The organism is Fibrobacter sp., assembly GCF_045131395.1.
In the GTDB taxonomy this organism is placed as follows: domain Bacteria; phylum Fibrobacterota; class Fibrobacteria; order Fibrobacterales; family Fibrobacteraceae; genus Fibrobacter.
Map to the genome: position 1 here is coordinate 28,186 of NZ_JBGUQY010000019.1, position 26,793 is coordinate 54,978.

Below are 26,793 nucleotides of genomic sequence, written 5' to 3' on the forward strand. Positions count from 1 at the left end.
TTATTCTGCCTTTTTAAACTTGACGATGAACGTGGAACCCTTGCCGGGCTTACTGACCAACGAAATTGTAGCCTTGTGTGTCTCGGCAACGCGCTTGACCGTTGCAAGGCCGAGTCCGGAGCCCTTGGTACTGCGGGTCATTTCGTCACCCACTCTATAAAAATCATTAAATATATTTTTTTGTTCGGAAACCGCGATGCCAATACCGGTATCTGCCACCGAGAATATGACCCAATCGCTATCGCTCTTGACTTCCACCTTGATGTCCCCGGGAGCATTGGTGTATTTGATGGCGTTGTCGATAAGGTTTTGGACCAAACTGTAAAGTGCCGTGTAGTCGCCCATCACGAACACATTGGGCTCGAAGTGGGTGTAGAAGGTTAGGCCCTTCTCTACGCCGATATCTTCGACGGCGTCAAAGACTTTCTTGGCGCAAATGGAAAAGTCGAGACGTTCCCACTTGAATGCTCCCGTACCGTGTTCCATGCGGGTGTAGTTCAGAATGGCTCCGATCAGATTCTCAAGTCTAGAAGCTTCTTTGCCAATGAGGGTGGAGTATTCTTGCACTTTTTCGGCACGCTGCAAGCGACCGCGGGCCATCATTTCTGCAAACATCTTGATAGAGGTCAGAGGGGTTTTCAGCTCGTGGGACACGCTGGACAAGAAGTTGGCTTTCATGGCCAGAAGCTTACGTTCCTGGGTAATGAATCGGAACATGAAGAAGGAACCGAAAATCACGGTAATGAGGGCAAACAACATCAATCCATACATCAAGAACATGCGGTGTCTAGTTTCTTTATGAATGTCCTGCATGTCTTTTTCATACAAGGTGAATTCCCATTCCAAAGCTTCTGAAATATAATGCTGGGCTATGACGGGGGCTTTTTCAGGGATTTCGCCCATGATGACCTTGTCGTTGTTTTCGGTAATGGAAAAAGGAATGTTCTTGAACGTTTGTATGACGGTCTTCAATTTATTTTGCAGTCTTGCCTTGTAGGAATCCCTGTTTATAACGGCAATCACCACCTGGTCCCCAGAAAGGTAGGGGTATGACATTTTGAACAAAGTCATTTCTTCGGTATTCTTGTACAGAATGCCTTCTTTCGAGGAAACGTCGTCATCCAGGATTTCTTGGAACAGGTCGCGGTTATAATACAATATGTCCATGTAGCCAAGCTGGCGGTTGAAGTTCTCGCGCAGGTTCCAGAAGGCTTCACGCTTTTCTTGGGACAGGTTTTCAAAAGAAAGAATTTGGGTGAAGGTGGATTCGAAGAAGTACCTGGACGAAGAAATGTCGTCAATGTTCTGTTTTTCAAGGAATTGGGCTAATACCGACAGGCAGTAATCCTGGGCTTCCTGGTGTTTTCTCTGATTTACCAGGATTTCGAAATGGAGCAGGTATACAGCGTATGTCAGGTCGGCATGCAAATAGCCTTGCTGATGGGGATTATTTTCAAGAATGGCGAGCAGGTGCAGTGCTTCGTCATATTGCTTTCTCTTGTAGTAGAAGCGGATAAGTCCCAGAATGTTCTGGACTTGTTCGTCCTTGGTTTCAAAGAAAAAGCTTGCGGGTCTAAGGCTTCTGGCTCGCTGCTCCAGATAGATCTTTTGGGAAATGCTGTCCTTCAGTCCCTTTACTTCTTCTTGGTAGAGTCTTTTGTCCAGAGACGAGGGAACGCTATTTGAAAAATTCGAGGAATTGAAGAATTTTTTTGACGACAGGTCCGGGTAAATCAAGTTCCTGTTGTTGAACAGGAATATGGCGTCGATTCCTTCTACGGACTTAAATTCGGTGGCATGTCCAAAGTCGAGCAAGCCTTGGGGTTGCTCGTACAGAAACAGGGAGGCCGCCTTGGTTTCTTGGTAAATTTTCGCCTGTTCTTTTTCAATGGCGTCTTCGACTTCGTTCTGAAACGCATTCAGGTTCTCGTCGAAGTTTTTCTGCGAAAGGTATATCTCGTTCTGGATATTCCTGAAACTCAGGACCGACAGAATTGCCGTCGGGAGGACAATTCCTCCCGCGAACAAAAGGACGAACAGCAGATTATTACGTGAAACCTGCATTGCCAGTCCTTACGGAAATTTGGGACTTAGAGTGGTAATCTTATTGGACAATCTTTGCACGGTGGGTCACCGATACCCTGTGTCCAACTTCGATTCTTCTGCTGTTGGAGTAAATTTCGCGAATCAGAATGCTGGATTCGTTTTCGGCAGCTCTTGCGATAATGCCACGACCAATCAGGCGGGGCGGAAGGGACTCGTCGGTCTTGTCTTCTTCCCACACGGCAACAGCGTCACCGGTGTTGTAGCCTTGTTGAATACCCTTGTCGATAAGCACGTAAGAGAAGGCTCCAATAATCAGCATGGGGTCCATGGAGTAGCGGATCATGGCCAGGGAATCCATCTTGGCTTCCTTCACCTTGGAGTATCCGGCCACGTTCAAAGTCTTGAGAGGCTGCTTCATGCGAGCCTTGGACTGGCTAATCTTGATTTCGCGGAAGGTGGTGACAATCTTTGCTCGAGAAAGAGTGTCGCCGATGGCGGTTATCTTGGCGATGCCGGAAAGGCGGAGCAGGGCGTAGCGGTCGAAGCTGCTGCCCTTGGCTGCCGGAACGTCAATGGCCTTGGCGTCAATAATTTCGACGAGGTCGCCGCGCTTCAGGTTGGCGTCTGTCTTTTTACCGATTCCCACAACCACTTCGGTTTCGGGCATGTGGATCAGGGGTTCCTTCTTTTCACCCGATTTAATCGAAATAAAGCGTTTGTCCTTTCTCAGAGAATCCAGCGTGTAGATTTCAGGGGCGTGCAGCTGGTAGTAGCCATTAAAGATCTTGGGGGCCGGACGCTGCTTGTAGTAGTATTCGTCATTGGCCTTGGCTTTCTTGATTCCCTTCTTGTCCTTGTCGCGGAGGTTGCCCAGCATGCCTTCGAAATCGCTATTGCGTTCGTCGCCATCATCACAACCGGCATTTGCGACCGTCAGACCCTTGCCCTTGGGAAGTGCAGAATCCGAAATGCTTGCATTACAGGGATACTTGCTCTTCTTTTCGACCTGCAGCACATTGCCTTCGCGAATGGTATCTCCCAGATAAATGGAATCGCCCGGATAAATCCAGTGCGGGTCCTCGATATGGCGGTTGTTTTCCCAAAGGTCCGGCCAAGCAAAGGGGTCCTTGAGGAATTCGTCACTCAAGTCCCAAAGGGTATCGCCTTCTTTAACAATGTAGGCAGATGCCAACAAGGCAGAAAGTCCCAGACAGATGGATGCACATTTCAAAAATCGCATAATAATCCCTTACAGGCTGTTATACCAATAATTTAACCTTTTCTTTGCTTAAAGGTAGGGGCTTTTTGGCTAAAACGTGGAATTTCTTGCGTTTTTTGGCTAAAAACGCGTTCTTGGGGGCGTTGAATGGTTCTGGAACGCTGCTTTTGGGCTGGATTCTGCCCTAAAAGTCCGACGCGATCCGGTACAAACAAGAAGAGCAACTCGAATTTTCCGGAACCCGGTTCCAGATACAGCGGGATATTCTTGCGGAGCATGTAGCCCTCGTTGCGGAATTGCTTGATAGAACGGGCTGCAATTTCGAGACTGGATGTCTGCAGGAGAATGCGTTCCGGTCTGGAGAAGGCTGCTGCCTGCACAACGCCCGGGGCCAAGGGTTCGTCACCGGGCAAGTTGAAGTAGAATGTCCAGCGGCCTTCGTTTTCTTCTTTCCCGAAGAACTTGCCGAAGAAATCCTGTTCCACATGGGAGCGGATAAACTTCATGTTTTCGCTCATGGCATTGCGGGCGTTCAGTCGGGAAGACATCATGGCGTATTCACGGCAGTCCATGGATACGACGCGCTTGAACTGGTTGGCGAGGGATGCCGAAACGAAAGAAGATCCCGAATAGAATTCAAAGAAGGAATCTTCGGCATTGGGGTGAATGGCATTCTGGATGCGGAGGGGGAGTCCAATCCAGGGGTCGCGAATGCGGGGGGCCCAGTCCAATACGTGCATGCTGATTCCTGTGTCGCCGATAGGCATGAAGTCCCTACCGAAGGCGCTTTTGGCTTCAACCTTGACGGGGGTCGTTCCCGCTGGGTCAAATACAATATCCGGCATACATTGAATATGGTGGCAACTGATGATTTCGGGACAGTTTCTTTGTACGAAATCAATGAAGGTCTTGTAACCGTGGGCAGAAAAACGACCCTTCAGGTTTACTTGAACCAGCATGGCGTAGCGTCCGTCACCTGTTGCGCGGAACCAAATTTGACGCAGGGCCTTTTTAAAAATATGCAGGTGCTCTTTCTTGAGCTGCTCAAAGACGTTGGTGACAACCTCGGGTGTATCCATGTCTCGGGCGGGAGCTTCAATGGAAAGCTTCTCTTGCTCGCCACGGTAAGTTTTGAGAATGCGCCAGTCAGAATGTTCTGGCACGGCATCGGCGGTGTACCAAGCCTGGAACTTGCCGGGGATATGTTCGTTTTGGGCCCAGGCGGCAAGTTGTTGCTTAATGTCTTCAAAAGTCAGCGCTGCCTTACGTACCGGTTTTTCAACCTTCGGTGCTTCGGCCTGAGGCTTACCGCGGCGTAAAGAATTTCCACGTGCGCGACTGTTTGTACTTCTCGAATTATTCTTCATTGTATGTTCACTTTTATAATCAAAAAACAGAAATCCGAACTAGACCAGGAATCTCGGGTAGATCCAGGAGCATTCGCGGGCAAGCATCTTCGGGAATTCGCGGAAGGTGCCGTTAATCTGGTACAGGTTCAGACTGCCTTCCACAGGCGAAAGCTTAATCAGCGAGTCGGCTCGAGCTTCAAGGTAGGGATATTCGTCAATGTTGCAAGACGATACCACGGCGCAGCCCGTGAGGGCGATAATGGTATCCACCATCTGCATTAGAATCTGGTGAGGAGCGCCGTTCAGTCGAGTGGACTTCGGGTTATGCAACACTGCAGAAATGGGGTCGATTACCACTACGCGGTAGTCGTGGTTTTCCAGTCGCTTGGCACCCTGGATACGCTTGGCGATGAGCTGTGCCGTTTCGATAGGAGACAGTGCCGTACCGCGCAGGTTCAAGAAACCGAACTTCGGGGTGCTGGCGTTCAAGTTGCGCTTTCCGCCCAGCAAGTAAAGACGGTTCAGGAATACGGACTTGGTCAGTTCGAAGTTGATGAACAGCACGTCGCTTGAAGAGGTGGCGTTGCCGAACCAGTCTTCACCGTAGCAAATGGAAAGGCCCAAGTCCATAAGTGCAAGGGACTTGCCGCTCTTCGGGGGTGCCGTGAACAAGAAGAATTCACCGGCACGGAGCATGTTTTCTACAATGGTCTGGTCTTTCTTGGGGGCTTCTTCGGTGTCGCTGGCAAGTTCGATAAGCGGCTTACCGTCGAGGGAGTATTCCACCCATTCCTGCCATTCCTTAAAGTTCTTGGCCCCCTGTTCTAGTCCGATCAAGTACTGCTGCTTACCGCCACGGAGTACGCCCGGCATGCGGACCATCATGTGGGGGTTGCGGTTGCTGGGATCGACCTTGAAACCCTGGGAGTCCAGAGTCTCGAAAAGGAAATCGACTCTTTCGTAGTATTCTTCTTCGTCGTTGGCGAAAATCTTGATCCAGGCCTGCACGGAGTTCGCGCCGGTGTTTACCAGGGCTGCGCAGGGGAGGTTCAATGCCTTGAAGTATGCCAGCTGCTTGGCCAAGGACATCTTGGGATTGTCGACAACTACATAGCGGTAGCGCCAGGATTCATCGGAGGCGTCTTCGCCGCCCTTTACGGCGTTGATGCAAAGAAGGGCGCCTTCGGGACTATCGAGACTCTTCATGATCTTCTTGATAGAGTCGTCCTGCCCGATGATGTTAGAAACGAGTTCTTCAGTGGAATCCGGTGTGTTCGAAACCTTGAACGAAATGGTTTCGTCCGGGTCGAAGGTTGCTTCGAGGAGCTTGGCGAGGTCCTTACGCCAGTCGGCTGCGGGCCATGGAATGGAAAGGGCTTCGGGATCGATCTTGAAGTTCTGCAACAGTTCCAGGGACTGGGTATCCAGCCCCATGGCAAGCATCTGCTCCATGGAAATCATGTTTGCCGAAAGCGGAGTGATAATCGGCATGGCCATGGTCTGCGGAGCCGATGTCGCTTGGGCGGGAGCTCCCTCCGCAGCCGGGGCGGCGTTCTGTGCCGCCGGTGCGGGCTGTTCTTGGGGGCGTTCTGCGGAGCGCTTTTCGGCAGAGAACGCTCGGCGAAGGGTCTGTTCGACTTCTTCGCCGTCCATGCCGTCATCGCGGGCCTTGCCGCCCAACTGGAAACTCGCGTCCATGAACGTCCAACCTTCTTCCATGGCGGCAACACCCGCCTTGTACAATTCGGTCTTGAGTTCGTTCGGACTAAAAGTGCCTTTTAAGAACAGGTTGATGGTCTTTTTTGCGTTTTCCATAAGCGCCTCAGATTCTTTATCATACTGAATGTAGCTTTTTTATTTACAAAAGGGTACTTAAAAGTGCGAAATGCTCAAAAAAACGCCCTGTAGGACTTCCAAGATTTGGTAATTTAATTTGTTTGTAACGTTTTGCCGCGGAATAAATCAAATAATGGCTCGTAAATCGCCTAGAAACGAGCAAGACGAGGTCCTTACCTATGTTTTGTTCCAAAAATAAATTTCTGACAAAACATGGTGACGACATCCTTTGGCGAACGATTGGCGAAGCCAATCTCCTGCACTAAAGTGCAGAGCCAAAGTAAAATGCGAGCCGAAGCTGTATAAATCATACAGCGAGAGCTCGCATGACGTGGTATTGCGAAGTTTATCGGTGATTTACTTCGAGGGGTTGAAGGAGTCCTTCAGACCAACAGTGCGGTTGAACACCAGGTGACCCGGCTTGGAATCTTCGCTGTCGAGGCAGAAGTAGCCCTGGCGCATGAACTGGAAGCGGTCTTCCAGCTTGGCGTTGGCGAGGGCCGGTTCCACCTTGGCCTGCTTGATGACCATGGAATCCGGGTTCAGGTAATCGTGCCAGTCTTCGCCCTCGGGGACCGCAGACGGGTCTTCGAGCGTAAAGAGGTTGTCGATCAGGCGCACTTCGGCGTCCACGGCGTGTGCAGCGGAAACCCAGTGAATGGTGCCCTTGACCTTGCGGCCATCAGGCGTTTCGCCACCCTTGCTCAGCGGGTCATAGACGCAGTGAATCACCGTCACCTTGCCGTTTTCGTCCTTTTCAACGCTCTTGCAAGTCACGAAGTAAGCGCCCTTCAGGCGGACTTCGCCTTCCGGCTTCAGGCGGAAGTACTTCTTCGGCGGTTCTTCCATAAAGTCATCGGCTTCGATGTAGAGTTCGCCGCTGAACGGAACCTGGCGCGTACCGGCGTTCGGGTCGTTCGGGTTATTTTCCACTTCGATCATTTCGACCTTGCCGGCTTCCCAGTTGTCAATCACGAGCTTGACCGGATCAATCACGGCCATCACGCGGTTTGCAGTCTGGTTCAATTCTTCACGGATGCAGAAGTAGAGCAGGTTCACGTCGACCATGGAGTCGGCCTTGGAGACGCCGATACGGTCGCAGAATTCACGGATGGAGCTCGGTGTAAAGCCACGGCGGCGGTAGCCGCAAACTGTCGGCATACGGGGGTCGTTCCAGCCCATCACGGCCTTGGTCTGCACCAGTTCCAAGAGCTTGCGCTTGCTCATCATGGTGTAGGTGAGGTTCAGGCGGGCAAATTCAATCTGCTGCGGGCGGTTATCGAGGCCCAGTTCAATCAGGAACCAGTCGTACAGCGGACGGTGAGCTTCAAATTCAAGCGTACAGATGGAGTGGGTAATGCCTTCGATCCAGTCGCTGAGCGGGTGGGCGAAGTCGTACATCGGGTAGATGCACCACTTGTCACCGGTGCGGTGGTGGGTGCAGTGCTTGATGCGGTAAATCACCGGGTCGCGCATGTTCATGTTCGGGCTAGAGAGGTCCACCTTGGCACGGAGGCACTTCTCGCCGTCGGCATACTTGCCATCGCGCATTTCGCGGAAGAGTTTCATGTTCTCTTCGACGCTGCGGTCGCGGTAGGGGCTCGGACGGCTGGGCTTACCGGCATCGTTGCCTCGGTATTCCTGCATCTCGTCGCGGGTCAGGTCTTCCACATAAGCCTTGCCCATTTCAATCAGCTTTTCTGCAAAGGCGTAAATCTGGTCGTAGTAGTCGCTGGCGAAGTATTCGCCGCCCTTCCATTCAAAGCCCAGCCACTTCACGTCTTCGCGGATGGAGTCCACGTATTCCACATCTTCCTTGGTGGGGTTCGTGTCGTCGAAGCGGAGGTTCGTAATGCCGCCGAAGTCCTTGTACTTGTTTGCGGTACCGAAGTTCAGGCAGATGGATTTGGCGTGTCCGATGTGGATGTAGCCGTTCGGTTCAGGAGGGAAACGGGTGTGCACGCTCTTGCGCTTACCTGTAGCGAGGTCGTTAACGATGATGTCCTGTACAAAATTCGAAGATTCAGGGATTTCCATGGTTAATCCTTTAAGTTTTTACGCGCTAAATTTAGCAATAAAATGGTTATTCGTCTCCAAAGAACCAATCGCGGTCGTGACAAACAATGGTGGTATGGTTGGTTCTTTCGATGGCTGCGGCGACCTTGTCGGAGTCGTTACATGCGGGCATGTTTTCAAATTTTGAAAGCATCTCGGCGTCGTTGTATGGGACCCAAAGTTCGTCGTTGCAAATGTAGGCGGCTTTTTCTTGAACCAAATAGGCTATGACTCCCTCTAAGGCTGCCTTACAGGGGTATCGCGAAGTCATGGAAGGTTCCTTGGAATCCTGGCTGGAATCAACGGATGCGTCGGTAGAGCCTTTTCCGCCGCAGGCGACGAGAAAAAAGGCTACAGAAAGAATGCTGAATAAAGATTTCATGAATGTTCTTGCATCTAGGCGATGCGATTTACCTTCTTATGCTTTTGCCGAAACCGCCGCGGCTATTTCCGCTTTGCCCGTTGCTTCGGTTGCTGTTTCCGTTATGACGGTCCCTGCTATGGATTGCCGTGACGTTTCCGGAATTTTGCCTACGGTTTTGGTTGGAATTGTCTTCTTGCCAGTAGTAGTCGCTTGCGGTGCGGGCGCTCATGGGCCGTGCCGTCGTAGCGGCTGGCTGGGCGGGGGCAGAACTCCGTGTTGCAGGAGCCGTATGGTGGTTCATGGGAACCTTGGCCGGCCTGCTAGGGGGAACTGCGTAGCGATCGTTCCTTGCCGGAGGCGGATTATGGTGTCTCGGGGGCGGAGGATTGTGGTAATGCGCCGGGTGGTGCGGACGCGGCCTGTTGTGGTACCAGCGGTAATCGTGAACGTATATCAGGTGGGTGTCCCATTCAAAACGGCTAGAACCCCAGCCCCAGTAATCGTAATAGCCGCCGACCCCAACGCCGGTGCGGTAACGTAGTCCCGGGTATCCGTTAGAATAGACGTAGTAGACTACGTGGGGGTTGTACACGGGAACATACACGTATTCCTTTCGCACGGGTTCAATGATGATCGTCTTTTCCTTAATGACCTTTACCTGTTCGTTACTTTGTAAGTGTCCGTGGTTGTAGGCGGCGTTTCTCATGCGCTGGACGGCGTCCATCACTTCTTCTTTTTGCGTCGCGACGGCATCGCCCAATTGATCTGTCCATACCTGGTATTTGGCCATGGTGGCAAGAACAGTGGGGAAGGGAATCAGCGCCTGGACACTTTCATCGTAGGGGAGGTCTTCTAACTTGATTCGCTCCGCGAGCTCTTGCCCTTTAAGGTTCTTGTTCTGGTTGGCCCAGTCGGCGGCTCCCGGGATTTCATCCCCATGAACGGATGCGGCGAGCACTTGCACCAGGAGCGGGTCCGGGTACAGGGCAATAGTAGAAACGAGAGTATCCAGTTCTGCAGGGGTGAATTTGTCGTTTGCCCGGGAAGTGGCGGGCAAGCATAAAATGACGGCAAGCAAAAACCACAGCCAGGTGTATTTGGCCGCATGTGAAATTGCGTAAGAATGTTGAGCCTTCGAATCGGTAAACATGGTTACCTCCTGTAGCCTAAGGTTACCAATATTATACAAAAAATCCATGCTGTTTGGATGCGAAAAAATCGTTTTTGGTTGCAGACAGGCTTTTTTTGGGGAATAAAATTCCCATGTTGAGATTTATCCATTATGGATAGCTTTATTTTTACACACTTATTAAACGAAATCCTGATTTCGGTTTTTGTGCGAAAATGGCGAAAAATGCCTATAATTCAACTACAAAAAGGCTCATTCTTTTAAAAAACGCCTTTTTGGGGGCTTTTAGTGTTGTTGTACTACACAACACATTAACTAAAATTAACATAAATATTTACACGTTTGAATCTATTTTTACAACAGATAGTTGGAGGCACTATGGGCTATTGGGCTAAAATTATATCTGGTACGGCGCTTTGCGCGTCTTTCTCATTTGCACAGACTTATGACCTGCCGATCGTTTTTGTCGACACCAAGGGAAAATGCCTTGATAAAAACGTCACTGAAAAGATTCCGGCAACCATGCGCGTGTTGGATGGAAAGACGAATAATGTGGCCGACAGCGCTAAGGGTACCCTTTATGATATCGGTATCAAGGTGAGAGGTCAGTCTTCTGCCATGTTCCCGAAGCCGGGTTATGGCGTAGAAGTTCGCGACGACAAGGGCGAAGGCATGGATGTAAGCATGTTCGGGCTCCCTCCTGCAGATGACTGGGTTTTCCATGGCCCTTATGTCGACAAGAGCATGCTGAGAAACTCCCTTGCTCATTGGCTCTTTAGGCAGGCTGGTCGCTATAGTCCCCGTACCAAACATTTTGACTTGTATATCAACGGTGTTTACCGCGGCGTGTACGTGCTTATCGAAAAGATCAAACGCGGCAAGTATCGCGTGAACGTGAGCAAGCTTAAAGAAACGGACATTGCCGGCGATAGCCTTACCGGTGGCTACATTTGGGCTTTCGACAAGACTGGTACCAATACCGGTGGCGCAGGTAGCGGCCCTATTGAAAAGGAAGGCTTCAGCACCTCTGATGGGCTGAATGTCATTTTGCACTACCCCAAGAAAGAAAATATCCAGCCTGAGCAGGAAGCCTACCTGAAAAAATACCTGAACGATCTTGAAGGCCTGTTCAAGAACGGCGGTAATGGCAGAGGTTATGACAAGTATGTGGATGTGGGTTCTGCTGTAGACTATGTTCTGCATCAGGAAGTAACCAACAATGCTGACTCCTACTGGTGCAGTTTCTTCTTGCATAAACCCAAGGATAAGGGTGGCAAGAATGGTAAGGAATTCAAGGAAGGCAAGGTGACTCTTGGCCCGCCTTGGGACTTTAACCTCGCCATGAGCAACGGTACCCAGCCTGAAAATGGCGGTGGTGGCGGTGGCGGCGGCATGTGGGGCGGCGGCTTCGGTGGCGGCATGGGCGGCGGTTTTGGCAGCTCGGGCACTACAGGCTGGCAGATTGAGAATAGCAGCAAGACGGGCCAGGGTGGCTTTATGATGGGTAGCTCCTTGAAGGCTCCGAACTGGCTTGTCCAAATGTGGAAAGATAGCGAATACCAGAGCGAATTGAAAAAGCGCTGGGCGGAACTCCGCAGTGGCGTTTGGCACACCAAGACCCTAGATGTCTATCTGGATTCCATGAAGACATACCTGAAGAACGCTGCCGACAGAAACTTCAAGCGTTGGCCGAACTTGGGCAAGGCTAGCGGTCAGAACGATGCTGATCCGGAGCCGATGAAGTATTGCAACAGCCAGGGTGGTGGCTATGGAATGGCCATGGGTGGTTACAATGCAAATACTTGGGACGGCGAAGTGGAACATCTCCGCACGAAAATGAAAGAAAGAATGAAGTGGATGGACCAACAGCTTGGATTCACGGAACCGGCTAATCCCGTTGTGACGGAACCGATCATTCACGATCCTGATTGGCAGAATGATAAGGATTCTGTTACGATGGACATCCGTATGGATGATTATAGTAGGCTGTCTCCTTCGAACTTCTTTGTCGTCAACGGAAACACTCTTGAAATCCAGACCAGTATCGGTGGCATGTTTGCCCTAGTGGACTTGAACGGTACTGTTCTGTACAAGACTAGAATCAAGAAGGGGCTTACGACCATGAAGATTCCGGCCAAGGCAATGAACAAGATGTGGATTGCCACCTTGAATGGCAAGATGCTTGGACGGTAATTCCTACAATCGTTGAAATCAAAAAATCCGGGGTTTACCCGGATTTTTTTGATTCTGAAAAAGATTACAGATAATGCTTGACCTTGTTTACGGGGTCAAGATTTTCTTTTGGTGGCTTGGGTACGTAAATCTTGACGGCGTACACGTAATGTTCCGTTTCGACCAGGATATCGCCTTCCTGCATGTCTTCGTTGATGTCTATTTCGATTTCGACACCATCGCGGGCGATGCGGCGAATGGAATGTTCCTTGAGTTCGTGACGTTCGAACAGAACGTCGATTACTTTTTTATAGGTGCCGTGATGGATGGTCCCAAGAATACTGTTGCAAATCATTTAAAAATCCCGTTTTAAACCGCATCCATGGAGTCAACCTGGTTTACGATTTCAGTGACGGTGGCAATATAGCTATTTATGCTTTCGATGAATGCCCTTTCGTTCCTGCTGCTGAGCGGAGCCTTGAGTGCGGGGTAGGCGTTGAAGATTTGCTGGTGGTTTTCAGGATAAATCTGGTGAATCAGGTAGTAGACCCCGTACATGATGGGGAGAAGAGTCGCGTTGGCGCGGGCGAAAAATCCCAGCGGGTTGCGCTCTTGTTGCAGGTAGATATAAGCTTCTCGCAGGTGAATGAGCAGGCCACGGAGTTCACGTTCGCATTCCAGACGTAGGCATTCCACATTCGGCTGGTAGTTGGGTAGGGGCTTGGCACCGGCGATTGCGACATTCCTGTTGGCGATGTGCAAAAATTCCAGAGGGAAAACGTCTTCGGATGTCTGGATTTCTTTAAGGGTAAAGAAATAGCGAAATTCGATGTTTTCTTTCTTGGCTTCGTTCAAAAGCTCTTGCAGGGGCTTGATGCTTGCGGTGGAATTGTCGCGCAAGATAAAGCTTATGGTCCAAGGGTTTTCCAGGGCGTTGAATCCTTCGACAAGGCAGTCGCCGTGAATGAAGGCCGATATCAGATTGTCGCCCAGGGCTTGCTGGAGCATGCCCGGCCACTTGGATCTTTGAAGTTCTACGATGCTCAGGTTCTTTTTCATAATCTACCTTACCAAGAATTCTTTTTCCCGAAACTGCCGCCGCCGAAACTGCCTCCCAGGCCTCCGCCAAAACCTCCGCCGAAACCTCTCGGGCTGCTCCCGAAGCCACCGATGAATCCTGTTTCGGGTTCATCCTTTTTCTTGTTCTTGATGGCGCCGCCGAACAGGAACCAGAAAATCCCGTTTCCGCGACCGCCGCTGAACTTGGCCATGAGGAGTAAAAAAGATACGAAGAGTATAAACAGGATCATAAGGGAGGACGTACTGTTCTCGCTTATCTTGTAGGGCGTTTCGTCGATGTCGAGTTTAATGCCTTTTGCTTTAGCACCCATCTGGGCGATTGCGTAAGAGAGGGAAAGAATTCCTTCGCCGTAGTTGTATTCGCGGAAGGCCGGAAGCAATGTTTTCTTCTGTATCTTTGCAAGAGCCTTTTCGCTATAATACTTTTCTGCTTCGGGTGTTACTACGATATTTTTCCAATGTTGTTTCTGGGAGACAAAAATCATGATGCCTTCGCCGCTCTCTTTACCGAGCTGCCATACATCTGCAGTACTTTGTGCGTATTTGTCGCCTTTTTCAAACTGGTTGGCGTGTCCAATGTCATCGACAATGACACAAGTGAGTTCAATACCTGTTTTCTGGTAGAGCTTATCTGCTAAATCGTCGAAAAGTCGGGTTTCTGAAGGGTTTAGCAGGTGGTTGTCGTCATAAATTTTACTTTCGGAAGGTCTTTGCGGGAATCTAGGCGTGTCGAGAGGTGCTTCTGCCATTGCCCCGAGAGCAAAGCTCAGGCACAGGACGGCAATTGCACGAATGGAAAAACGCTTTTTTTCAAACATTACCTAGAAAATATAATGTTTCTCAAAAAAAAGGAGACTTTGAACTTTATTTTTCATTGTTTTTTTGCATCTGGATTAGAACAGTCCTCCAAAGTGGAATATTCTCCCTTGGAATACGAAAAATGAACGAAATTGATTTTTTTTTGTGATGATTGGTCTATTTTAAAAAAACTCTATATATTTAAGAGTGAATTACAAACAAAATTCTAGGTACACGTTATGAAAGAGAAATGGATTTGGCTCCCGGATTTCGCCTCGGATATGGGGTTGTGGGAAGACGATCTGGTCGGCATTTCGCCAGATGCAGACCATCTTTTTGTGTCCTACGAAAAGATGGTATCTTTCCTTGAAAATTTTTATGATATGCCCGGTCTTGCCGAGGCGTCTACCGTTGTGGGGTGGGGTTTTGGAGCTTTTGTTCTTTTGAAAAATGCTGACAAGCGCCCTAAGAACCAGAAATGGATTTTGCTTGCCCCCTATGCGGATTATTGTTCTGAGCATAGTGAATGGAATACGGAAAATTTGGCCTTTATCGCCCACCAGACATTGACTGCCGTAGATGCTACATTGAATGCTTTCTACGAGCTGATTGAAAACGAATTTGGTGAATGGCAGGATGATTGGATGAAAACGGCAAAAACCATGAGTCCGGAATCAATGCTCAAGGGACTCTTGTATATTGCGAAAACATGCATCGATGCCCCCGTTCCCATTACAGGGGAAACTCAGGTGCTGTATGGTCGAATGGACGGTGCCGTTCCTCCGGCCATGACGTTGGAACTCAAGGAATTCTTGCCTGGAGTGGAATTCAAGGAACGTCCCAAGGCGGGGCATTGGCCGCCCATGCTTCTATTCTAGCAGGCTTTTCGCCTTCTGATGGCGCTGATCAGTGCGGTTAGAAGGTAAACAGCGAAGAACAGAAGCAAGGAAATTTCAACAGTATCACCAATGTGGCTGTAAAGGGTGTCGCGAGTCTTCAGCGGCACCTTTCTCTGTACAACGCGGTCGGTAAAAATCTCGGTGTTCTTGTCGAAATGGCCGTATTGGTCGATAAATGCGGAAACTCCGCTGTTGGCAAGGCGTGCCACGGGCATGCCGTTTTCGATAGCGCGGTAGCGGATCAAGTTCAAGTGCTGGTAGGGGGCGGTGCTTCGGCCGAACCAGCCGTCGTTGGTAATGTTGACCATGAGGCGGGAGCCTTCGCGGATGGCTTCGCGTACCAGGTCGCCAAAGATGGCATCGTAACAAATGTAGGGGGTCCAATGGAATGGCTGGTAAACCGGAGTTTCTTTGCCGGCCACAAAGTCGCCCTCGCCCAAGTCAACATAATTCAGGATGGGGAAGACTTCGTCGAAGGGAATGCGTTCGCTGAAGGGGACCAGATGTTTTTTGATGTAGCGTTGCGGAAACTTGGATATTCCCGGCGTAAATAGGAAGGAGGCGTTGTAGATGTCAAACTTGCGGATGCTGCCACGGGGATTGCGGCGGTAGTCCAGGGCTCCCGCCAAAAGCTGTGCGTCTTTATGGTCGGCGACTTGGTGAAGCCGTTCAATGACGCCGGGCTGTCGGCGGATATGGTCGGGAATGGCGGTTTCTGCAAGCACGATCAAGTCGGCGTGCTCCTGAATGCTATCGTTCACCATGCCCAGAGTCTTGTTCACGATAGAATCGAAGCGGTCCTTGCTCCATTTGGCGCCTTGTGCAATGCTGGGCTGCACCAGGGCTATGGACGGATTGCTGTCGCTTTCGTCCCCATAAAAAGGTTGAGCTTCGGCTTTAGAAAGAACAATGGTTCCTTGAACCAACAGCAAAACAAAAATGGCGACAGGAACCGCCAGGACGGGGATGGCCTTCTTGATATCTTGGACCTTGCAAAGTGTATGGGCTACGGCCTGGTTGGAGGCGACCACCAGAATGGTGTAGCCGAAAATTCCGATATAGGGGAGCATCTGCAAAAGTTCTAGGCTGTTGCCGAAAACGTAACCCAGGTGGCTCCACGGAAAGGCGAAGTCGCCGTAGGTGCGGGTCATTTCCAGACCAGCATAGAACACGGGGTAGAGAACCAGGAGTATGGGGCGGAGTTTTGCAGGAGCGTCTTTTGCCAAGGTGTAGATGTATCCGGCCAAGGTATTGTAGGCGCTGAAGAAGGCAATGAGCAGGAACAAGCCGAAGAGAATCAACCCGGACGGAGCGGTCTCTACGTGCATCACATTGTAAATCCAATAGTAATTGATGGTGTTGTAGAGCATGCCCGACCAGAAGGTGGCAAACAGGGCTTGCCCGCGACTGAATCGGTTCAAGACGATGAACCATGGCACCAGAATCAAGAGAGCTGCAGGACCCAAGGGCATGGGCGGGTAGGCTAATGCGAACAGGCCCCAGGCAAAGCAAGAAAGAATAAGGGCCGTGCGGGATTCGCGAGTCTTGATGTGCCTAAAGTTCCAACGGGCAAAAAGGATGAGCCAAAAGAGTCCGATGGGGCAGGAGGTCAGGATGATTTGAATCAGTCCGGCGTGCCCGACCTTGTTTGTGTCGCCAATGTTGTAATCAAGGGCTAAAAACAGGAACGATAGCAGGGCGAATGCGTATAGGGTAGGTTTGTAATTTTTGCGGATGTTCCTGAAAAACAAGAAGGGGATAGAAATCAGCAGTGGCAAATATTGTGCATTGTGGGTGTAGAGCCCGGGACTATTGGGGCGGAGTGCGAAGGCAACAACTTCGGCAATCAAAACGAGTGCTACAAAAATCCAATATATTTTAGGACGATTGACAAGGCTGGATTTAATTCTGTTCAGCATATTATTCTTTTTTCTGAATTATTTACAGGCCGCTTTTGTCTTGGGGATTGAACAGGAGTACAAATTCCCCTTTGGGCGGGTGGGCCTTGAAATGGGCCGAAATTTCGGAGGGTGTTCCAATGAGGTGTTCCTCGAATTTCTTGGTGAGTTCACGCATCAGGGCAATCTTGATTTCACCAAAGACCTGGCCGATTTCTTCCACAAACTTGTCGATGTTGTGGGGGCTGGCGTAAAAAATCTGGGTAGCTTCTTCGTCTTTCAGCTTTTCCAACAGGTGTATGCGCTGTGCGCTTTTTTTAGGTGAAAAATACTGGAAGGTAAAGTGGTCGGTAGGCATGCCGCTTGAAACAAGGGCGGTAATCATGGCGCACGGGCCAGGAATGGCTCGCACGTCAATGCCTTCCCGGACACATTCACGAACCAAGTTGAATGCGGGATCCGCTACGCCCGGGGTTCCGGCATCGCTTACCAGCGCGATATCGCCTTCGTTCTTTAGGAATTCCACATACTTGGGCGTCACCTTTTCCTTGTTGAAGTCGTGGTAGGCTTCCATGGGGGTGTTGATGCCATAGTTGTCGAACAGCACGCGAGTGTGGCGTGTATCTTCGGCCAATACCAGCGGCACTTCTTTTAAAATCCGCACGGCACGGTAGGTGATATCTTCCATGTTCCCAATGGGGGTTGCGACGATATAGAGTGTGTGCATATTAGTAGTCTTGCGCTAGGTTTAAGTCGGTGTTGCGGCCGAGATGTGTTTCGAATTTCAGTCGTTCCAAAAGTTTGCGGTGCATTTCCTGGGAGGCGTCGTTTACGAGGTCCGCTCGCATACGGCCGTACCAGAATGCCTTTACATGTTCGCTTTCTTCGAATTCGACTCTGAATGTCAAGGATCCGTGGCAGTATATCTCTGCTTCCATGCGGTAGAACCAGGTCTCGCTTACAGGGAGTATGGGCCAAAAGGGAATGATGGTGGCTCCTATGTTCCAGGAACTGGGCTTGTCGTCGGGAGTAACGCTTGCCTTTATGTGGGCGACTCCACGGCAACTTTCCAGAGGGTAGCTAATGGTGTCGACTGCAAGGGAATAGGCTCTTTGCAAATTTGAGTCCAAATACAACGTCTTTTCGCCGAAAGTCAACGAAATCGGTTCAAAAAAAGGAACGGTCTTGGGAAATTCCTGCAAGTCGTATTTGGTGAGACTTGTAGAGCAACCTGCCAGAACTGCGAATGTTGTTAAAGGTATCAGAATGCTTATGCGGAATTTCATCAATGGAAAAGTAGTAAATTAAAGCGGGGCAATCCGTCTAAGCTCCGCCAACTACGTTCTGTCTGCTGACAACTGCTTACTCGTTTTTACTATCTTGTAAACGATGAGTCTGCCTGCTTATTTTATTTCGGATGCGCACCTCGGGGTAAACCCGCCGGGGGCTGTTCCTGACCGTGAAAAGGCTCTAGTCCGGTTCTTGGAATCGATTACGGGCAAAGCCTCCCATTTGGTCATTGTGGGCGATTTGTTTGAATTTTGGTACGAATACAACGATTACGTGTGCCGCAATCATTTTGATTTGTTCTTTGCCATGCGCGAATTGGTAAAATCGGGCTGCGAAGTTCACTTGTTGCAGGGCAACCATGACTTTGCCTATGGCGATTTCTTCCCGAAAACGGTCGGTGCGCAGGTCCACAAGGAACTTGTTTTAGAAATTCAGGGGAAAAGGGTCTATTTCCGCCACGGTGATGGTGTGGCCAAGTCTGACTTCGGTTACCGGTTGTTTCGCCGGATCCTTGATTTTCCGCTGAACCGGTTCCTTTTCCGCCAAATTCATCCGGATTGGGGCATGGCCTTGGCCCGGTTCGTGGGTCGTAGCAGCCGCAAGGTGGGGGAATCCCGCGTCATTAAAATGGACGAATACCTGCACTGGGCTAACCGAATGCTCAAAAAGACCGGTTCGAGCCGCTGTATTTTGGGCCATCACCATGTCCCGGGCGTTTGGAACGTTGAAAATGGTGTCGTCGCCTCGGCTGGTGACTGGATGAAAAAACTCACCTACATCCAGATGGATGCAGGTGAGCTGAATCTTAATGAATTCAGAACCTTGGGCTAGTTTCCTTGGATGTCGCTAGCGCGGGATTCTGTAGACTTCATCATTTTTTTGCTGGAGTTTTCTCCCCAAATTTTGGCAACAAGGTCGGTGTTCGCGAACTTGTCCCACATCGCATCTACCCAGCACCAGTGATGGGTTACTCCCTTGTTGTCGGTAATGGTCCATTTTTCCGGGGTAGCGGTGAAGGTCATCTTGATCGGCTGGGCTTCGCTGTAACTGCCGTATTCGTTCGGCGTTGCGGCAGGCGGATCGATTTCGATGGTCCAGGACTTACCTTCGGTTCTTTTGTAGATACCGACATTGTACACTATCAGGAGCGCACCGACAATAATGGCCCCCTTGAAGTTCTTCTTTGACAAGAAGAAAATCAAGAGCATGAGCATTAAAACCGCTACAGCACCTAAATTATAGTGCGTCGTATAGAACAACTTGAGAATGTCGATCATGGGAGACTCCGACTAATTATTTCTTAGAACCCTTTTCGGCTGCCTTCTGTTCGGCGACCAGCGCGGCGACACTGAAAGTAATCGTCTTGCCTTCGACCTTACATTCGGTACGGAAGCTCTGCTTGGGGAGAGCGAGTCCGTGAGAAGAGAAGGTGCCCATGAAAGAGGCGTTTGCATGGCTTGCAATGGTACGGACGTTGATGAAACCCTTGTCCTTGCTGAAGGAAAGCTTGAAGACCTTCTTGACGCGATCGTAATCGGCTATCATGGTCTTGTTCACCTGGGTGTTCACAGCGTCTCTCGTATGACGGTCGAAGATAATGGTTCCGCGAGAGTCAATGGAGAGCATGGTCTTATTGGCGATGGAGTTGCGGCAGGCAATCAGTTTCCACGGACCTTTTTTCTTGGTAGAATTCTTGCTCGTGAAAATGTACTTGTTGCCTTCTTTTTCCAACTCGTACGGACCGGTGACGATTTTTTCGCCGATGGCGTTCAGTGCGCCCTTGAAGTAAAGGAATTTGGACTTTGTGGAGTTGACACCAACAATGAAACGGAAGGACGTGGTTTTTGCTTCTTTAGTGGGGGTGATTGCAACGCGCTTTCCGATGGGATCCACTTCGATGTCGGCGTAGGGGCCGATTTCGACGACTTCGCCTTTCTTGGAGGATTCCTGCTTAGCCATCTTGTCGAGCTTCATCGTCTTGATGGCTTGATCCGGAAATCGCAGAAAACCGCGAATATCCATTTTCACAATGATAGTATCCATAAACACCTCTTTTTGTTTATTTGTGGTTTTCTAGGTAAACTAATAATTTTTTCAAATACGGGCAATACTGATAAGAAAAAAACATCAAAATCTGTTCCCAAATAGTTTTTTTGTGTGCGAAATTTCACATAGAATTTATCCTATTTTATTGGAATAAATTGCCTTTTTAAGGCTAAAATAAGCAGTTTTTGCAAACTTTCTCCGTTGCGAAGAACCAGTTTTGCGTTTCCCAACTTGGAATATTCCAAGTAAGTACGATTTTCAAATTGCTTTTTGTCACTGACTACAGTTGTGTTATTTTGTGCGCTATTTAACTTGTCTGTGGCTACCTTAAAATCTGTGCGGACAAGGAATTTGGGGTACAGAAAACCGTACTTCTGATGGATCGCTTCTGCGATATCGAATATGGGATCGATGAGTATAATTTGTTCGTTATGGCGGTGCTGGTTTATTGCCGAGATGGCGCCCATCCCGCGTCCTACAAGGGTTTGCGGGGCATGGCCATTTACTTGTGTAGCGCATTCTGCAATTTGTGCGGCGTCTTGCGCGAAGGTTTCTTCACTGGGTGTTCCCTTGTTTTGGGCGGATCCTCTATAATTAAATGTGACGACGCTTACACCCGGAAGCGAATCAACTTGTGCTAAAAATTGTGCGGCGTCTTCGTCGGCTTCGGGATAGTAAAGCATGGTCGGGTCCGTTTCGTTCCCGAGGCTGAATCCGTTCAATATGGTTCCGTCTTCCAATGTGCAGGTGAGAGTTTTCGCCTTGCCTTGAATTGCTTCGTTTGCTTCTTTGTGATAAATCGCACGCGGAAAAGCATTCCTTCGTTCGGTGAGAGCGAGATAGAATACCATGCTCACATATATGACGGCAAGAATTCCCGCAAGGCGAAGAATGCGGAAAAGTGCACTTTTTAAGATAGTGCTGATTTTTGAATTGCTGATCATTGGGCGCAAATTTAGAAAAATAAAGAAATTGTGTTTATAAAGAAAAAGGACTTTCGCCTGTTTCCAAACGAAAGTCCAAAGGATGGGATTGGGTGTTCCTTGAATATATCTAAAAAAATTGGGGAGCGTATCACTTCTTTTTTCAAAAGTGTTCACGAATTGTTCTTTTTTGCAAGATTTACGGGAATTTACAAAACTATTTCGAAAATGGGTGTTCCCAAAAATTGACAAAAAAAGTATATTTAGATTGATGAACGTATACGCTTACTACAACTACCGAAAGTTCCTGCAGGACTATTACGACTACCGTAAGTCCGTGCAACGATACTTTTCATACAGGTCCTTTGCCAAGAAGGCGGGGTATTCCTCGTCGGGTTTCTATTTGGATCTGGTCCGCGGGCGCAAGTCCCTTACGCCCCAAATGTTGCCCAAGTTTATTGCGGCTTTAGGCCTTAACGAAAAGGAAGGCCGCTACTTTACGTTGATGGTGGACTTTACCCATGCCACCACGCCGGCTTCCAAGCAAGCCATCTTTGAACAGATGTCTGCCCTTTTGCCGAATGCCATCAAGTCTTTGACCAAGAGCCAGCAGGAATACTATAGTAAGTGGTATTACGTTGCCGTCCGCGAAGCTCTGTCTGTCTTGAATATCGGTCCCAAGAACATCCAGGAACTGGCTTTGTTCTTGAACCCCCGCATTACGCTTCCGCAGGCAAAGCAGGCTATCCAGCTGCTGTTGTCGATGCAGTTGATTGAACTTGACGAAAAGGGTTTTTACCGTTCGGTCAACAAGGCCATCTTTAGTGGTTCCGAAATCGCCCCCTTGTTTGTCCACCAGTTCCAAAAACAGATGATGGATCTGGGTAAAGACGCCCTGGACCATTACAGCACCGAACGTAGAAATGTATCTTGTATGACGATGAGCGTTTCTGCCGAAGGCCTGGAACGCATTATCAGCAAAATAGACTTGTTCCGCAAGGAAGTGGTTGATATTGTCCGTTCGGACGAAGGTGAAACGATGGTGTGCCAGATGAATATCCAATTTTTCCCGCTTAGCAAGGAAAAGGTGGACCTGCCGCCAGAAACCGAGGAGGAAAAATGAACAAGAAATTTTCTTTGTTAGTTTGCCTAGCCTCTTTAGTGGTCGCCTTTTTAGGTTGTAGCAATGAAAAGGTTGCCGGTACGGTGACGGATACGGGAAACACGGTTACTGCCGATGCCCAGGTGACGGGCGTGGTTCTTCGTGTGGATGGTTCGCCCGCATCGGATGCCATGGTCCGCATGGCCCGTATGGCTGTCTACGACAGCGTGTTGCATGTTCCCGAACAGATCGAAGTTCTGACGGACTCCGATGGTGTTTATGCTTTTGATTCAGCCTTGTCTGATACCTTCCAGCTGGCGGTAATCGATACGTCTGCTGTGGAAGTATTCTACCTGCCTCGCACTACTTTGCAGGCAAAGGCCTTCGACAGCATTCAGCTTGCAAAGGCCGCTGTCGTGTCTACCGTGCTCTTCTTTAACGAAGTCGAAGATTCCGCCGTGTCTGTGGGCGGTCACTTTATGACCTGCCTTTCGGGTACGCCTTTCTGCGATGACGTCTTTGCTGCAGATAGCTTCTATATGCTGGTGCCGGCTGGTAACTGGAACTTGGAAATCTTCCCCGGAGATTCCATGATGGTGGCCCGTATGCAGACTCTTGGTTTTGCCGACAGCTTGATTTACCGTAGCTTGAGCCTGGATCGTGTTTATGAAGGCGATACGGTTAGCCTCGGTCCCATTGTTTGGAGTACGACGGCTAAGGCTGATACGCTGATCAAGGAATCTGAAAAGGAAACGAAGAATGTGGCCCGCATTTCTGGAAAGGTTTTCTGCAATGGCGATAAGCCCTGTGCCGATGTGGAAGTGATGACTATCCGCGACATCTATGGCTTTGAGTTTGTGGAAGGCGATTCCCTTGAATTTGTGGCGCAGACCAAGACCGACAGTTCGGGACGTTGGTGGCTGCCGGTTCCTGATTCCTTGCCGGGCGATTCTTTCAGGTTTGAATTCCGTAGATTGCAGGACGGGGAGAAAACCCTGGTCGGCGTGTCGGACTATTTGAGCAAGAAGGATATTGAAGGCCTGAAGGATACCTTGGATATCGGTACGTCGACTATTGTGGCTGCGGCCTCTTTGGTAAGCACTGTGAATTTGGTGGTAGACCGCGAAGATACGACCCAGTCCAGTAACTGCATGGTGAACAGTGTCGTAGTGGGCGTCAAGGGTACTTCCCATTTTGTGCGCGAAATGACCTGCTACCAGATGGTGATGGATGGTTTGCCTGCTGGTAAACAACAGTTGGTTCTCTATTCCGGTGACCCCAAGGTTATGGCTAAATTACGCCAGTCGTCCGCTCCTATTCAGTTCTATGTGACATTTACGCCGGTGGAATTTGATAAGGGACGGCCTTTGAACCAGCAGGGAATGACTTATACGCCGCCAAATCAAAATATTTTCAAATAACCCCTTGCCGAAGTGAATTTCTTTTACTAACTTTGGGGGCGCATTGAGCTATGGTGTAATGGTAGCACAACAGATTCTGACTCTGTTTGTCTAGGTTCGAATCCTGGTAGCTCAACGAAGACTCTTTGTTCACACCCCTGAGCAAAGAGTTTTTTTTATTAAGACTTTTTTTTTTTTAGGGCTATGGAATTCTTCGATTACTTTTCAAACTTGTTTGGCGACCGTTGGCCGGCCTTGCTGGAATCCTTGAAGGGAGAAGGCTGCGCAACGGAGTTGCGTTTTGGCGATGGCCTTGAACCTTATTATTTGGACGAAGCTTCTGTTTTTGCGGCCAAGGCCCTGGGGGTTGAACCTGGTGACGATGTACTGGATATGTGTGCGGCACCGGGCGGAAAGACTCTCGTGATTGCTTCGATGCTTAAGGGAGAAGGTTCCTTGCAGAGTAACGATCGTTCGCCGGATCGCCGTTTGAGACTTCAGCATGTGATTGAAAATTCCCTGCCCGAAAGCTGGCGCTCCGTTATCAAGGTGACTGGCTACGACGGTATGAAGTTTGGACTCCATAAAAAGGAATGTTTCGACAAGATTTTATTGGATGCACCCTGTTCGTCGGACCGTCATGTGCTGAATTCGCCAGCTCATTTGGAAGTCTGGTCTGCCAAGCGTGTCAAAAGGCTTTCTGTAGAACAGGGAGCCCTGCTGGCATCTGCTGTAGATGCCCTTAAACCCGGGGGAACCGTTATTTATGGCACTTGCGCACTTGCTCCTCTGGAAAATGACGATGTGGTCAGAAAAATCCTGAAAAAAAGGCCTTCTATGCGATTTGAGCAAATCGAGGACCTTTTGGAGGGGGCTGACCGTACTGAATTCGGTGTACATATCTTGCCGGATCGTTCCCAAGGGCGCGGGCCGATTTACTGTGCTAAGCTAGTGAAGGAAAAATAGCGGTTTTTTAGAGACTTTTCCGCATTTTTTTATTTATCTTTACAATATGTTTAAGCGAATTGTTTTTTCGTCGTTTTTGACGCTGGCAACTGCACTTTCTTTTGCCGACGTCGCTGGTGGTGAACAACCTGCTCCGCAGGTCGAGTCGTCGTCCTCGGTGGCTTTATCCTCTTCTGCTGTGGTCGTTTCGTCTTCGTCGGAAGAACCCGAAGGCCCCAAGCATCGCGAAGTTCCCGTTCGTTACTGGGTGAACGGGGATTCCGTAGAACTTGACGCGATTTTTGTGAAAATCGAAAACGATACGGTCTACCTGAAAAAGCCTACAGAAGCTGAACTGCGCCATATTGAACACCTTACCGACAAGAAGGCGGTTGCCCTCCAGGAAAGTAATGGCCAGGAAGTCGAACAGGTTGAAGACGAAAACGAAGAAGTGGATTTGACGAAGCCCGCTGCCGAAATCATCATGACGGATGCCATCAAGGATTCTATGGCAGCCCAATCCGATACGACGAAGGCTGAAGCGGCTCCGGTAGACGATGGTTCCGATGACGACTTGGAAACCGCTCTCCAGAAAGAAGACAAGCGTGTGAAAATGGAAGAAATCGCGAAAATGGAACAGGAAATCCGTGAACGCGAAATCCAGGATAGTATCGCTGCCGCGAAAAAGAACCCCTACATCAAGATTTACAGGTTTGCACTCAAGCGTCTTTATAACTTGGAAGACGACGTGATGATCGACCTGTCCCTTTCGAACTATTTTGTTCCTGAAAAGAAGGTCGTCGAAGAAACGATTGAACTTTATCCGCCGGGAAATGCCAACTTGCTGGTGGTTTCGGAACCGGAAGCCTGCTCCCTCTATGTCAATGGCATTCCGCTGAAACAGGTGGCCCCCGATACCATTAGGAATATCAAGCCGGGCAAGTACACCATCTCGGTAATGAAGGTCTTGAAGGACGTGGAATGGTGGGGCTCTGCCGTGGTGCGTATCAATGCCGACAGCCTGAACAAGGTGACTATTCCGGTATTGCGCCCGTCGACGCGCTTGACGCTGAATTCGAACCCCGAAGCGGCTGAAGTCTATGTGGGCGAGGCTCCGTCTTTGAACAAGATGCCTCACTACATGACCGACATGATTGTAGATAATGTAAAGCCCCAGGTCAAGACGACTGTCTATTTTAGAAAGGTGGGGTACCGTGATACTTCGGTGACGATGGAAATTAAGCCCTATATGCCCAACCTTGTGTACGTGGACATGACGCCTGTGCTTGATGACCTTGAGTTTATCGAAGACCAGAATGCCTTTAATAAGGAACGTGGCCAGAGACGTATTGGCCGTGGTCTTCTGTGGAGTTCCATTGTTCCGATTATTGCCGGTGGTGTTATGTGGTACCTGGCTGAACGGGATTGGAGCAAGGCTGCCGACAAGAAGCATGCCTACGAGCGTTTGTCTGCATTCGATAGCGACGATACCCGACAGATGGTCAAGGATAACCACGACCTGAATGATAGTGGCGATACCAAGTGCGGCGTTGCCATTGGTCTTGGTGCCTTGGGCTTTGGTCTCTTGACCGCAGGCATTATTCTTGCGTTCTAGCATTGTAGGCTAGCTATGATTTGGAAGTCCTTGCTGGTGTTTGTACTTTGCGGGGCTTCTTTTGTATGTGCCCATCCCCATGTGTTTATTGAAGCCACGGTCAAGGCCGTGTTTGACGATGCGGGCTTTTCGGCAATCAGAAACCATTGGGTATATGACGAACTTTACAGCTCTGCCATGATGTCGTCGGGGGATGCCGATGGTGACGGCAAAATATCGGATTCCGAAAACAAGTGGTTCAGCGAAAATATTTTAAGTCCGCTTAAGGAATACAACTACTTCAACTATGTTCAGTCGGGTACAGTTTTTTTGAAGGTCCTGGGAATTTCGAATTTCAAGGCGACTTTCAAGAACAATCGCCTGATGCTGGATTTTGAAACGAAGTTTTCTATTCCCGCAGGCGCCGATTATACGATGCTGGTCATTGCAATCGCCGATATTTCAAATTACTTCCAGGTGACGGCCGATATGGAGAATGCCGATGTGGTGGGCCCGGATTCTTTTGACATTGAGTTCTTTAACGATGGCTTGCGGGGACTCACTTTGTTCAGGGCGTTCCGTTCGGATATTGAAGGTCTCTACTTAAGATTTAAAAAGAAATAATTGGGGCTGCTCTCCGGTTTTTTC

24 protein-coding genes and 1 tRNA gene are annotated in these 26,793 nt (G+C 49.5%); 9 read left to right on the forward strand and 16 right to left on the reverse strand.

Features of this window, described 5'->3' with window-relative positions:
- The 7 genes from ACJMNB_RS05555 to ACJMNB_RS05585 all read right to left on the reverse strand — a co-directional run bounded on the left by ACJMNB_RS05555 (window position 1) and on the right by ACJMNB_RS05585 (window position 10,019).
- Window positions 1-2,064, reverse strand: a complete 2,064-nt coding sequence (locus ACJMNB_RS05555) for a sensor histidine kinase (protein ID WP_405339789.1) — start codon at window positions 2,062-2,064, stop codon at window positions 1-3.
- 40 nt (window positions 2,065-2,104) lie between these two features.
- The gene (locus tag ACJMNB_RS05560) at window positions 2,105-3,286 is read right to left on the reverse strand and encodes a LysM peptidoglycan-binding domain-containing protein (RefSeq protein WP_405339791.1); all 1,182 of its coding nucleotides are present in this window, start codon (window positions 3,284-3,286) and stop codon (window positions 2,105-2,107) included.
- Window positions 3,287-3,318: 32 nt separating this feature from the next.
- The gene (locus tag ACJMNB_RS05565) at window positions 3,319-4,632 is read right to left on the reverse strand and encodes a hypothetical protein (protein ID WP_405339793.1); all 1,314 of its coding nucleotides are present in this window, start codon (window positions 4,630-4,632) and stop codon (window positions 3,319-3,321) included.
- A 39-nt stretch (window positions 4,633-4,671) separates the two neighbouring features.
- Window positions 4,672-6,429, reverse strand: coding sequence for an AAA family ATPase (locus ACJMNB_RS05570; protein WP_405339795.1), 1,758 nt, complete (start codon window positions 6,427-6,429; stop codon window positions 4,672-4,674).
- Between the two features lie 378 nt (window positions 6,430-6,807).
- Window positions 6,808-8,487, reverse strand: a complete 1,680-nt coding sequence (locus ACJMNB_RS05575) for a glutamine--tRNA ligase/YqeY domain fusion protein (RefSeq protein WP_405339797.1) — start codon at window positions 8,485-8,487, stop codon at window positions 6,808-6,810.
- 46 nt (window positions 8,488-8,533) lie between these two features.
- The gene (locus tag ACJMNB_RS05580; protein ID WP_405339799.1) at window positions 8,534-8,887 is read right to left on the reverse strand and encodes a hypothetical protein; all 354 of its coding nucleotides are present in this window, start codon (window positions 8,885-8,887) and stop codon (window positions 8,534-8,536) included.
- A 28-nt stretch (window positions 8,888-8,915) separates the two neighbouring features.
- On the reverse strand, window positions 8,916-10,019 hold the full coding sequence (locus ACJMNB_RS05585) for a DUF3300 domain-containing protein (protein WP_405339801.1): 1,104 nt from the start codon (window positions 10,017-10,019) through the stop codon (window positions 8,916-8,918).
- 357 nt (window positions 10,020-10,376) lie between these two features.
- Here ACJMNB_RS05585 and ACJMNB_RS05590 point away from each other — a divergent pair, with 357 nt between their 5' ends.
- Complete coding sequence (locus tag ACJMNB_RS05590; RefSeq protein WP_405339803.1) at window positions 10,377-12,191, forward strand: CotH kinase family protein; 1,815 nt, start codon at window positions 10,377-10,379, stop codon at window positions 12,189-12,191.
- A gap of 64 nt (window positions 12,192-12,255) precedes the next feature.
- Here the strand turns inward: ACJMNB_RS05590 and ACJMNB_RS05595 are convergent, their stop codons facing one another.
- The 3 genes from ACJMNB_RS05595 to ACJMNB_RS05605 are packed head-to-tail and all read right to left on the reverse strand — an operon-like array spanning window position 12,256 to window position 14,068.
- Entirely contained in the window at window positions 12,256-12,525 is a 270-nt protein-coding gene (locus ACJMNB_RS05595; protein WP_073053727.1) for a hypothetical protein, read from the reverse strand.
- Window positions 12,526-12,539: 14 nt separating this feature from the next.
- The gene (locus tag ACJMNB_RS05600; protein WP_405339805.1) at window positions 12,540-13,229 is read right to left on the reverse strand and encodes a hypothetical protein; all 690 of its coding nucleotides are present in this window, start codon (window positions 13,227-13,229) and stop codon (window positions 12,540-12,542) included.
- Between the two features lie 8 nt (window positions 13,230-13,237).
- The gene (locus ACJMNB_RS05605) at window positions 13,238-14,068 is read right to left on the reverse strand and encodes a TPM domain-containing protein (protein ID WP_405339807.1); all 831 of its coding nucleotides are present in this window, start codon (window positions 14,066-14,068) and stop codon (window positions 13,238-13,240) included.
- 219 nt (window positions 14,069-14,287) lie between these two features.
- On the opposite strand from ACJMNB_RS05605, the gene ACJMNB_RS05610 reads away from it, so the two are divergent.
- Entirely contained in the window at window positions 14,288-14,926 is a 639-nt protein-coding gene (locus tag ACJMNB_RS05610) for an alpha/beta fold hydrolase (protein WP_405339809.1), read from the forward strand.
- On the opposite strand, the gene lnt is transcribed toward ACJMNB_RS05610, so the two are convergent.
- The 3 genes from lnt to ACJMNB_RS05625 are packed head-to-tail and all read right to left on the reverse strand — an operon-like array spanning window position 14,923 to window position 18,131.
- Window positions 14,923-16,866: an apolipoprotein N-acyltransferase gene (gene lnt / locus ACJMNB_RS05615; protein ID WP_405339811.1), complete on the reverse strand. Its 1,944-nt coding sequence runs from the start codon at window positions 16,864-16,866 to the stop codon at window positions 14,923-14,925. The two genes, ACJMNB_RS05610 and lnt, sit on opposite strands and share 4 nt — an antisense overlap.
- Before the next feature lie 22 nt (window positions 16,867-16,888).
- The gene (gene rsmI / locus ACJMNB_RS05620; protein WP_405339813.1) at window positions 16,889-17,572 is read right to left on the reverse strand and encodes a 16S rRNA (cytidine(1402)-2'-O)-methyltransferase; all 684 of its coding nucleotides are present in this window, start codon (window positions 17,570-17,572) and stop codon (window positions 16,889-16,891) included.
- Between the two features lies 1 nt (window position 17,573).
- On the reverse strand, window positions 17,574-18,131 hold the full coding sequence (locus ACJMNB_RS05625; RefSeq protein ID WP_405339815.1) for a hypothetical protein: 558 nt from the start codon (window positions 18,129-18,131) through the stop codon (window positions 17,574-17,576).
- 103 nt (window positions 18,132-18,234) lie between these two features.
- On the opposite strand from ACJMNB_RS05625, the gene ACJMNB_RS05630 reads away from it, so the two are divergent.
- A complete protein-coding gene (locus tag ACJMNB_RS05630) occupies window positions 18,235-18,966 on the forward strand; it encodes a UDP-2,3-diacylglucosamine diphosphatase (RefSeq protein ID WP_405339817.1) in 732 nt (243 codons plus the stop codon).
- On the opposite strand, the gene ACJMNB_RS05635 is transcribed toward ACJMNB_RS05630, so the two are convergent.
- The 3 genes from ACJMNB_RS05635 to ACJMNB_RS05645 all read right to left on the reverse strand — a co-directional run bounded on the left by ACJMNB_RS05635 (window position 18,963) and on the right by ACJMNB_RS05645 (window position 21,281).
- Window positions 18,963-19,412, reverse strand: coding sequence for a hypothetical protein (locus tag ACJMNB_RS05635; RefSeq protein WP_405339819.1), 450 nt, complete (start codon window positions 19,410-19,412; stop codon window positions 18,963-18,965). The genes ACJMNB_RS05630 and ACJMNB_RS05635 overlap by 4 nt on opposite strands.
- Before the next feature lie 16 nt (window positions 19,413-19,428).
- Window positions 19,429-20,178 (reverse strand): hypothetical protein, encoded by a 750-nt coding sequence (locus ACJMNB_RS05640; RefSeq protein WP_405339821.1) that lies wholly within the window; start codon window positions 20,176-20,178, stop codon window positions 19,429-19,431.
- A gap of 140 nt (window positions 20,179-20,318) precedes the next feature.
- On the reverse strand, window positions 20,319-21,281 hold the full coding sequence (locus ACJMNB_RS05645) for an alpha/beta hydrolase (RefSeq protein WP_405339823.1): 963 nt from the start codon (window positions 21,279-21,281) through the stop codon (window positions 20,319-20,321).
- Between the two features lie 94 nt (window positions 21,282-21,375).
- On the opposite strand from ACJMNB_RS05645, the gene ACJMNB_RS05650 reads away from it, so the two are divergent.
- The 6 genes from ACJMNB_RS05650 (at window position 21,376) to ACJMNB_RS05675 (ending at window position 26,769) form a co-directional block, all read left to right on the forward strand.
- On the forward strand, window positions 21,376-22,227 hold the full coding sequence (locus ACJMNB_RS05650; protein WP_405339825.1) for a TIGR02147 family protein: 852 nt from the start codon (window positions 21,376-21,378) through the stop codon (window positions 22,225-22,227).
- Window positions 22,224-23,627: a carboxypeptidase regulatory-like domain-containing protein gene (locus ACJMNB_RS05655; RefSeq protein WP_405339827.1), complete on the forward strand. Its 1,404-nt coding sequence runs from the start codon at window positions 22,224-22,226 to the stop codon at window positions 23,625-23,627. The genes ACJMNB_RS05650 and ACJMNB_RS05655 overlap by 4 nt, the downstream gene beginning before the upstream one ends.
- Before the next feature lie 44 nt (window positions 23,628-23,671).
- Window positions 23,672-23,742 (forward strand) — tRNA-Gln (locus ACJMNB_RS05660).
- A gap of 68 nt (window positions 23,743-23,810) precedes the next feature.
- Window positions 23,811-24,572: an RNA methyltransferase gene (locus ACJMNB_RS05665; protein ID WP_405339829.1), complete on the forward strand. Its 762-nt coding sequence runs from the start codon at window positions 23,811-23,813 to the stop codon at window positions 24,570-24,572.
- Between the two features lie 46 nt (window positions 24,573-24,618).
- Window positions 24,619-26,166, forward strand: coding sequence for a hypothetical protein (locus ACJMNB_RS05670; protein WP_405339831.1), 1,548 nt, complete (start codon window positions 24,619-24,621; stop codon window positions 26,164-26,166).
- A gap of 15 nt (window positions 26,167-26,181) precedes the next feature.
- Window positions 26,182-26,769 carry a DUF1007 family protein gene (locus tag ACJMNB_RS05675; protein WP_405339833.1) on the forward strand — a complete coding sequence of 196 codons (588 nt, stop codon included), beginning with the start codon at window positions 26,182-26,184 and terminating at the stop codon, window positions 26,767-26,769.
- Window positions 26,770-26,793: the final 24 nt, after the last annotated feature.

Coding starts and splice junctions, on each gene's coding strand:
- ACJMNB_RS05580 (WP_405339799.1), bottom strand. CDS start 8,887: ATGAAATCTTTATTCAGCATTCTTTCTGTAGCCTTTTTTCTCGTCGCC.
- ACJMNB_RS05665 (WP_405339829.1), top strand. CDS start 23,811: ATGGAATTCTTCGATTACTTTTCAAACTTGTTTGGCGACCGTTGGCCG.
- ACJMNB_RS05625 (WP_405339815.1), bottom strand. CDS start 18,131: ATGAAATTCCGCATAAGCATTCTGATACCTTTAACAACATTCGCAGTT.
- ACJMNB_RS05640 (WP_405339821.1), bottom strand. CDS start 20,178: ATGGATACTATCATTGTGAAAATGGATATTCGCGGTTTTCTGCGATTT.
- ACJMNB_RS05605 (WP_405339807.1), bottom strand. CDS start 14,068: ATGTTTGAAAAAAAGCGTTTTTCCATTCGTGCAATTGCCGTCCTGTGC.
- ACJMNB_RS05630 (WP_405339817.1), top strand. CDS start 18,235: ATGAGTCTGCCTGCTTATTTTATTTCGGATGCGCACCTCGGGGTAAAC.
- ACJMNB_RS05585 (WP_405339801.1), bottom strand. CDS start 10,019: ATGTTTACCGATTCGAAGGCTCAACATTCTTACGCAATTTCACATGCG.
- ACJMNB_RS05595 (WP_073053727.1), bottom strand. CDS start 12,525: ATGATTTGCAACAGTATTCTTGGGACCATCCATCACGGCACCTATAAA.
- ACJMNB_RS05635 (WP_405339819.1), bottom strand. CDS start 19,412: ATGATCGACATTCTCAAGTTGTTCTATACGACGCACTATAATTTAGGT.
- ACJMNB_RS05655 (WP_405339827.1), top strand. CDS start 22,224: ATGAACAAGAAATTTTCTTTGTTAGTTTGCCTAGCCTCTTTAGTGGTC.
- ACJMNB_RS05675 (WP_405339833.1), top strand. CDS start 26,182: ATGATTTGGAAGTCCTTGCTGGTGTTTGTACTTTGCGGGGCTTCTTTT.
- ACJMNB_RS05570 (WP_405339795.1), bottom strand. CDS start 6,429: ATGGAAAACGCAAAAAAGACCATCAACCTGTTCTTAAAAGGCACTTTT.
- rsmI (WP_405339813.1), bottom strand. CDS start 17,572: ATGCACACACTCTATATCGTCGCAACCCCCATTGGGAACATGGAAGAT.
- ACJMNB_RS05575 (WP_405339797.1), bottom strand. CDS start 8,487: ATGGAAATCCCTGAATCTTCGAATTTTGTACAGGACATCATCGTTAAC.
- ACJMNB_RS05565 (WP_405339793.1), bottom strand. CDS start 4,632: ATGAAGAATAATTCGAGAAGTACAAACAGTCGCGCACGTGGAAATTCT.
- ACJMNB_RS05560 (WP_405339791.1), bottom strand. CDS start 3,286: ATGCGATTTTTGAAATGTGCATCCATCTGTCTGGGACTTTCTGCCTTG.
- ACJMNB_RS05650 (WP_405339825.1), top strand. CDS start 21,376: ATGAACGTATACGCTTACTACAACTACCGAAAGTTCCTGCAGGACTAT.
- ACJMNB_RS05610 (WP_405339809.1), top strand. CDS start 14,288: ATGAAAGAGAAATGGATTTGGCTCCCGGATTTCGCCTCGGATATGGGG.
- ACJMNB_RS05555 (WP_405339789.1), bottom strand. CDS start 2,064: ATGCAGGTTTCACGTAATAATCTGCTGTTCGTCCTTTTGTTCGCGGGA.
- ACJMNB_RS05670 (WP_405339831.1), top strand. CDS start 24,619: ATGTTTAAGCGAATTGTTTTTTCGTCGTTTTTGACGCTGGCAACTGCA.
- ACJMNB_RS05600 (WP_405339805.1), bottom strand. CDS start 13,229: ATGAAAAAGAACCTGAGCATCGTAGAACTTCAAAGATCCAAGTGGCCG.
- lnt (WP_405339811.1), bottom strand. CDS start 16,866: ATGCTGAACAGAATTAAATCCAGCCTTGTCAATCGTCCTAAAATATAT.
- ACJMNB_RS05590 (WP_405339803.1), top strand. CDS start 10,377: ATGGGCTATTGGGCTAAAATTATATCTGGTACGGCGCTTTGCGCGTCT.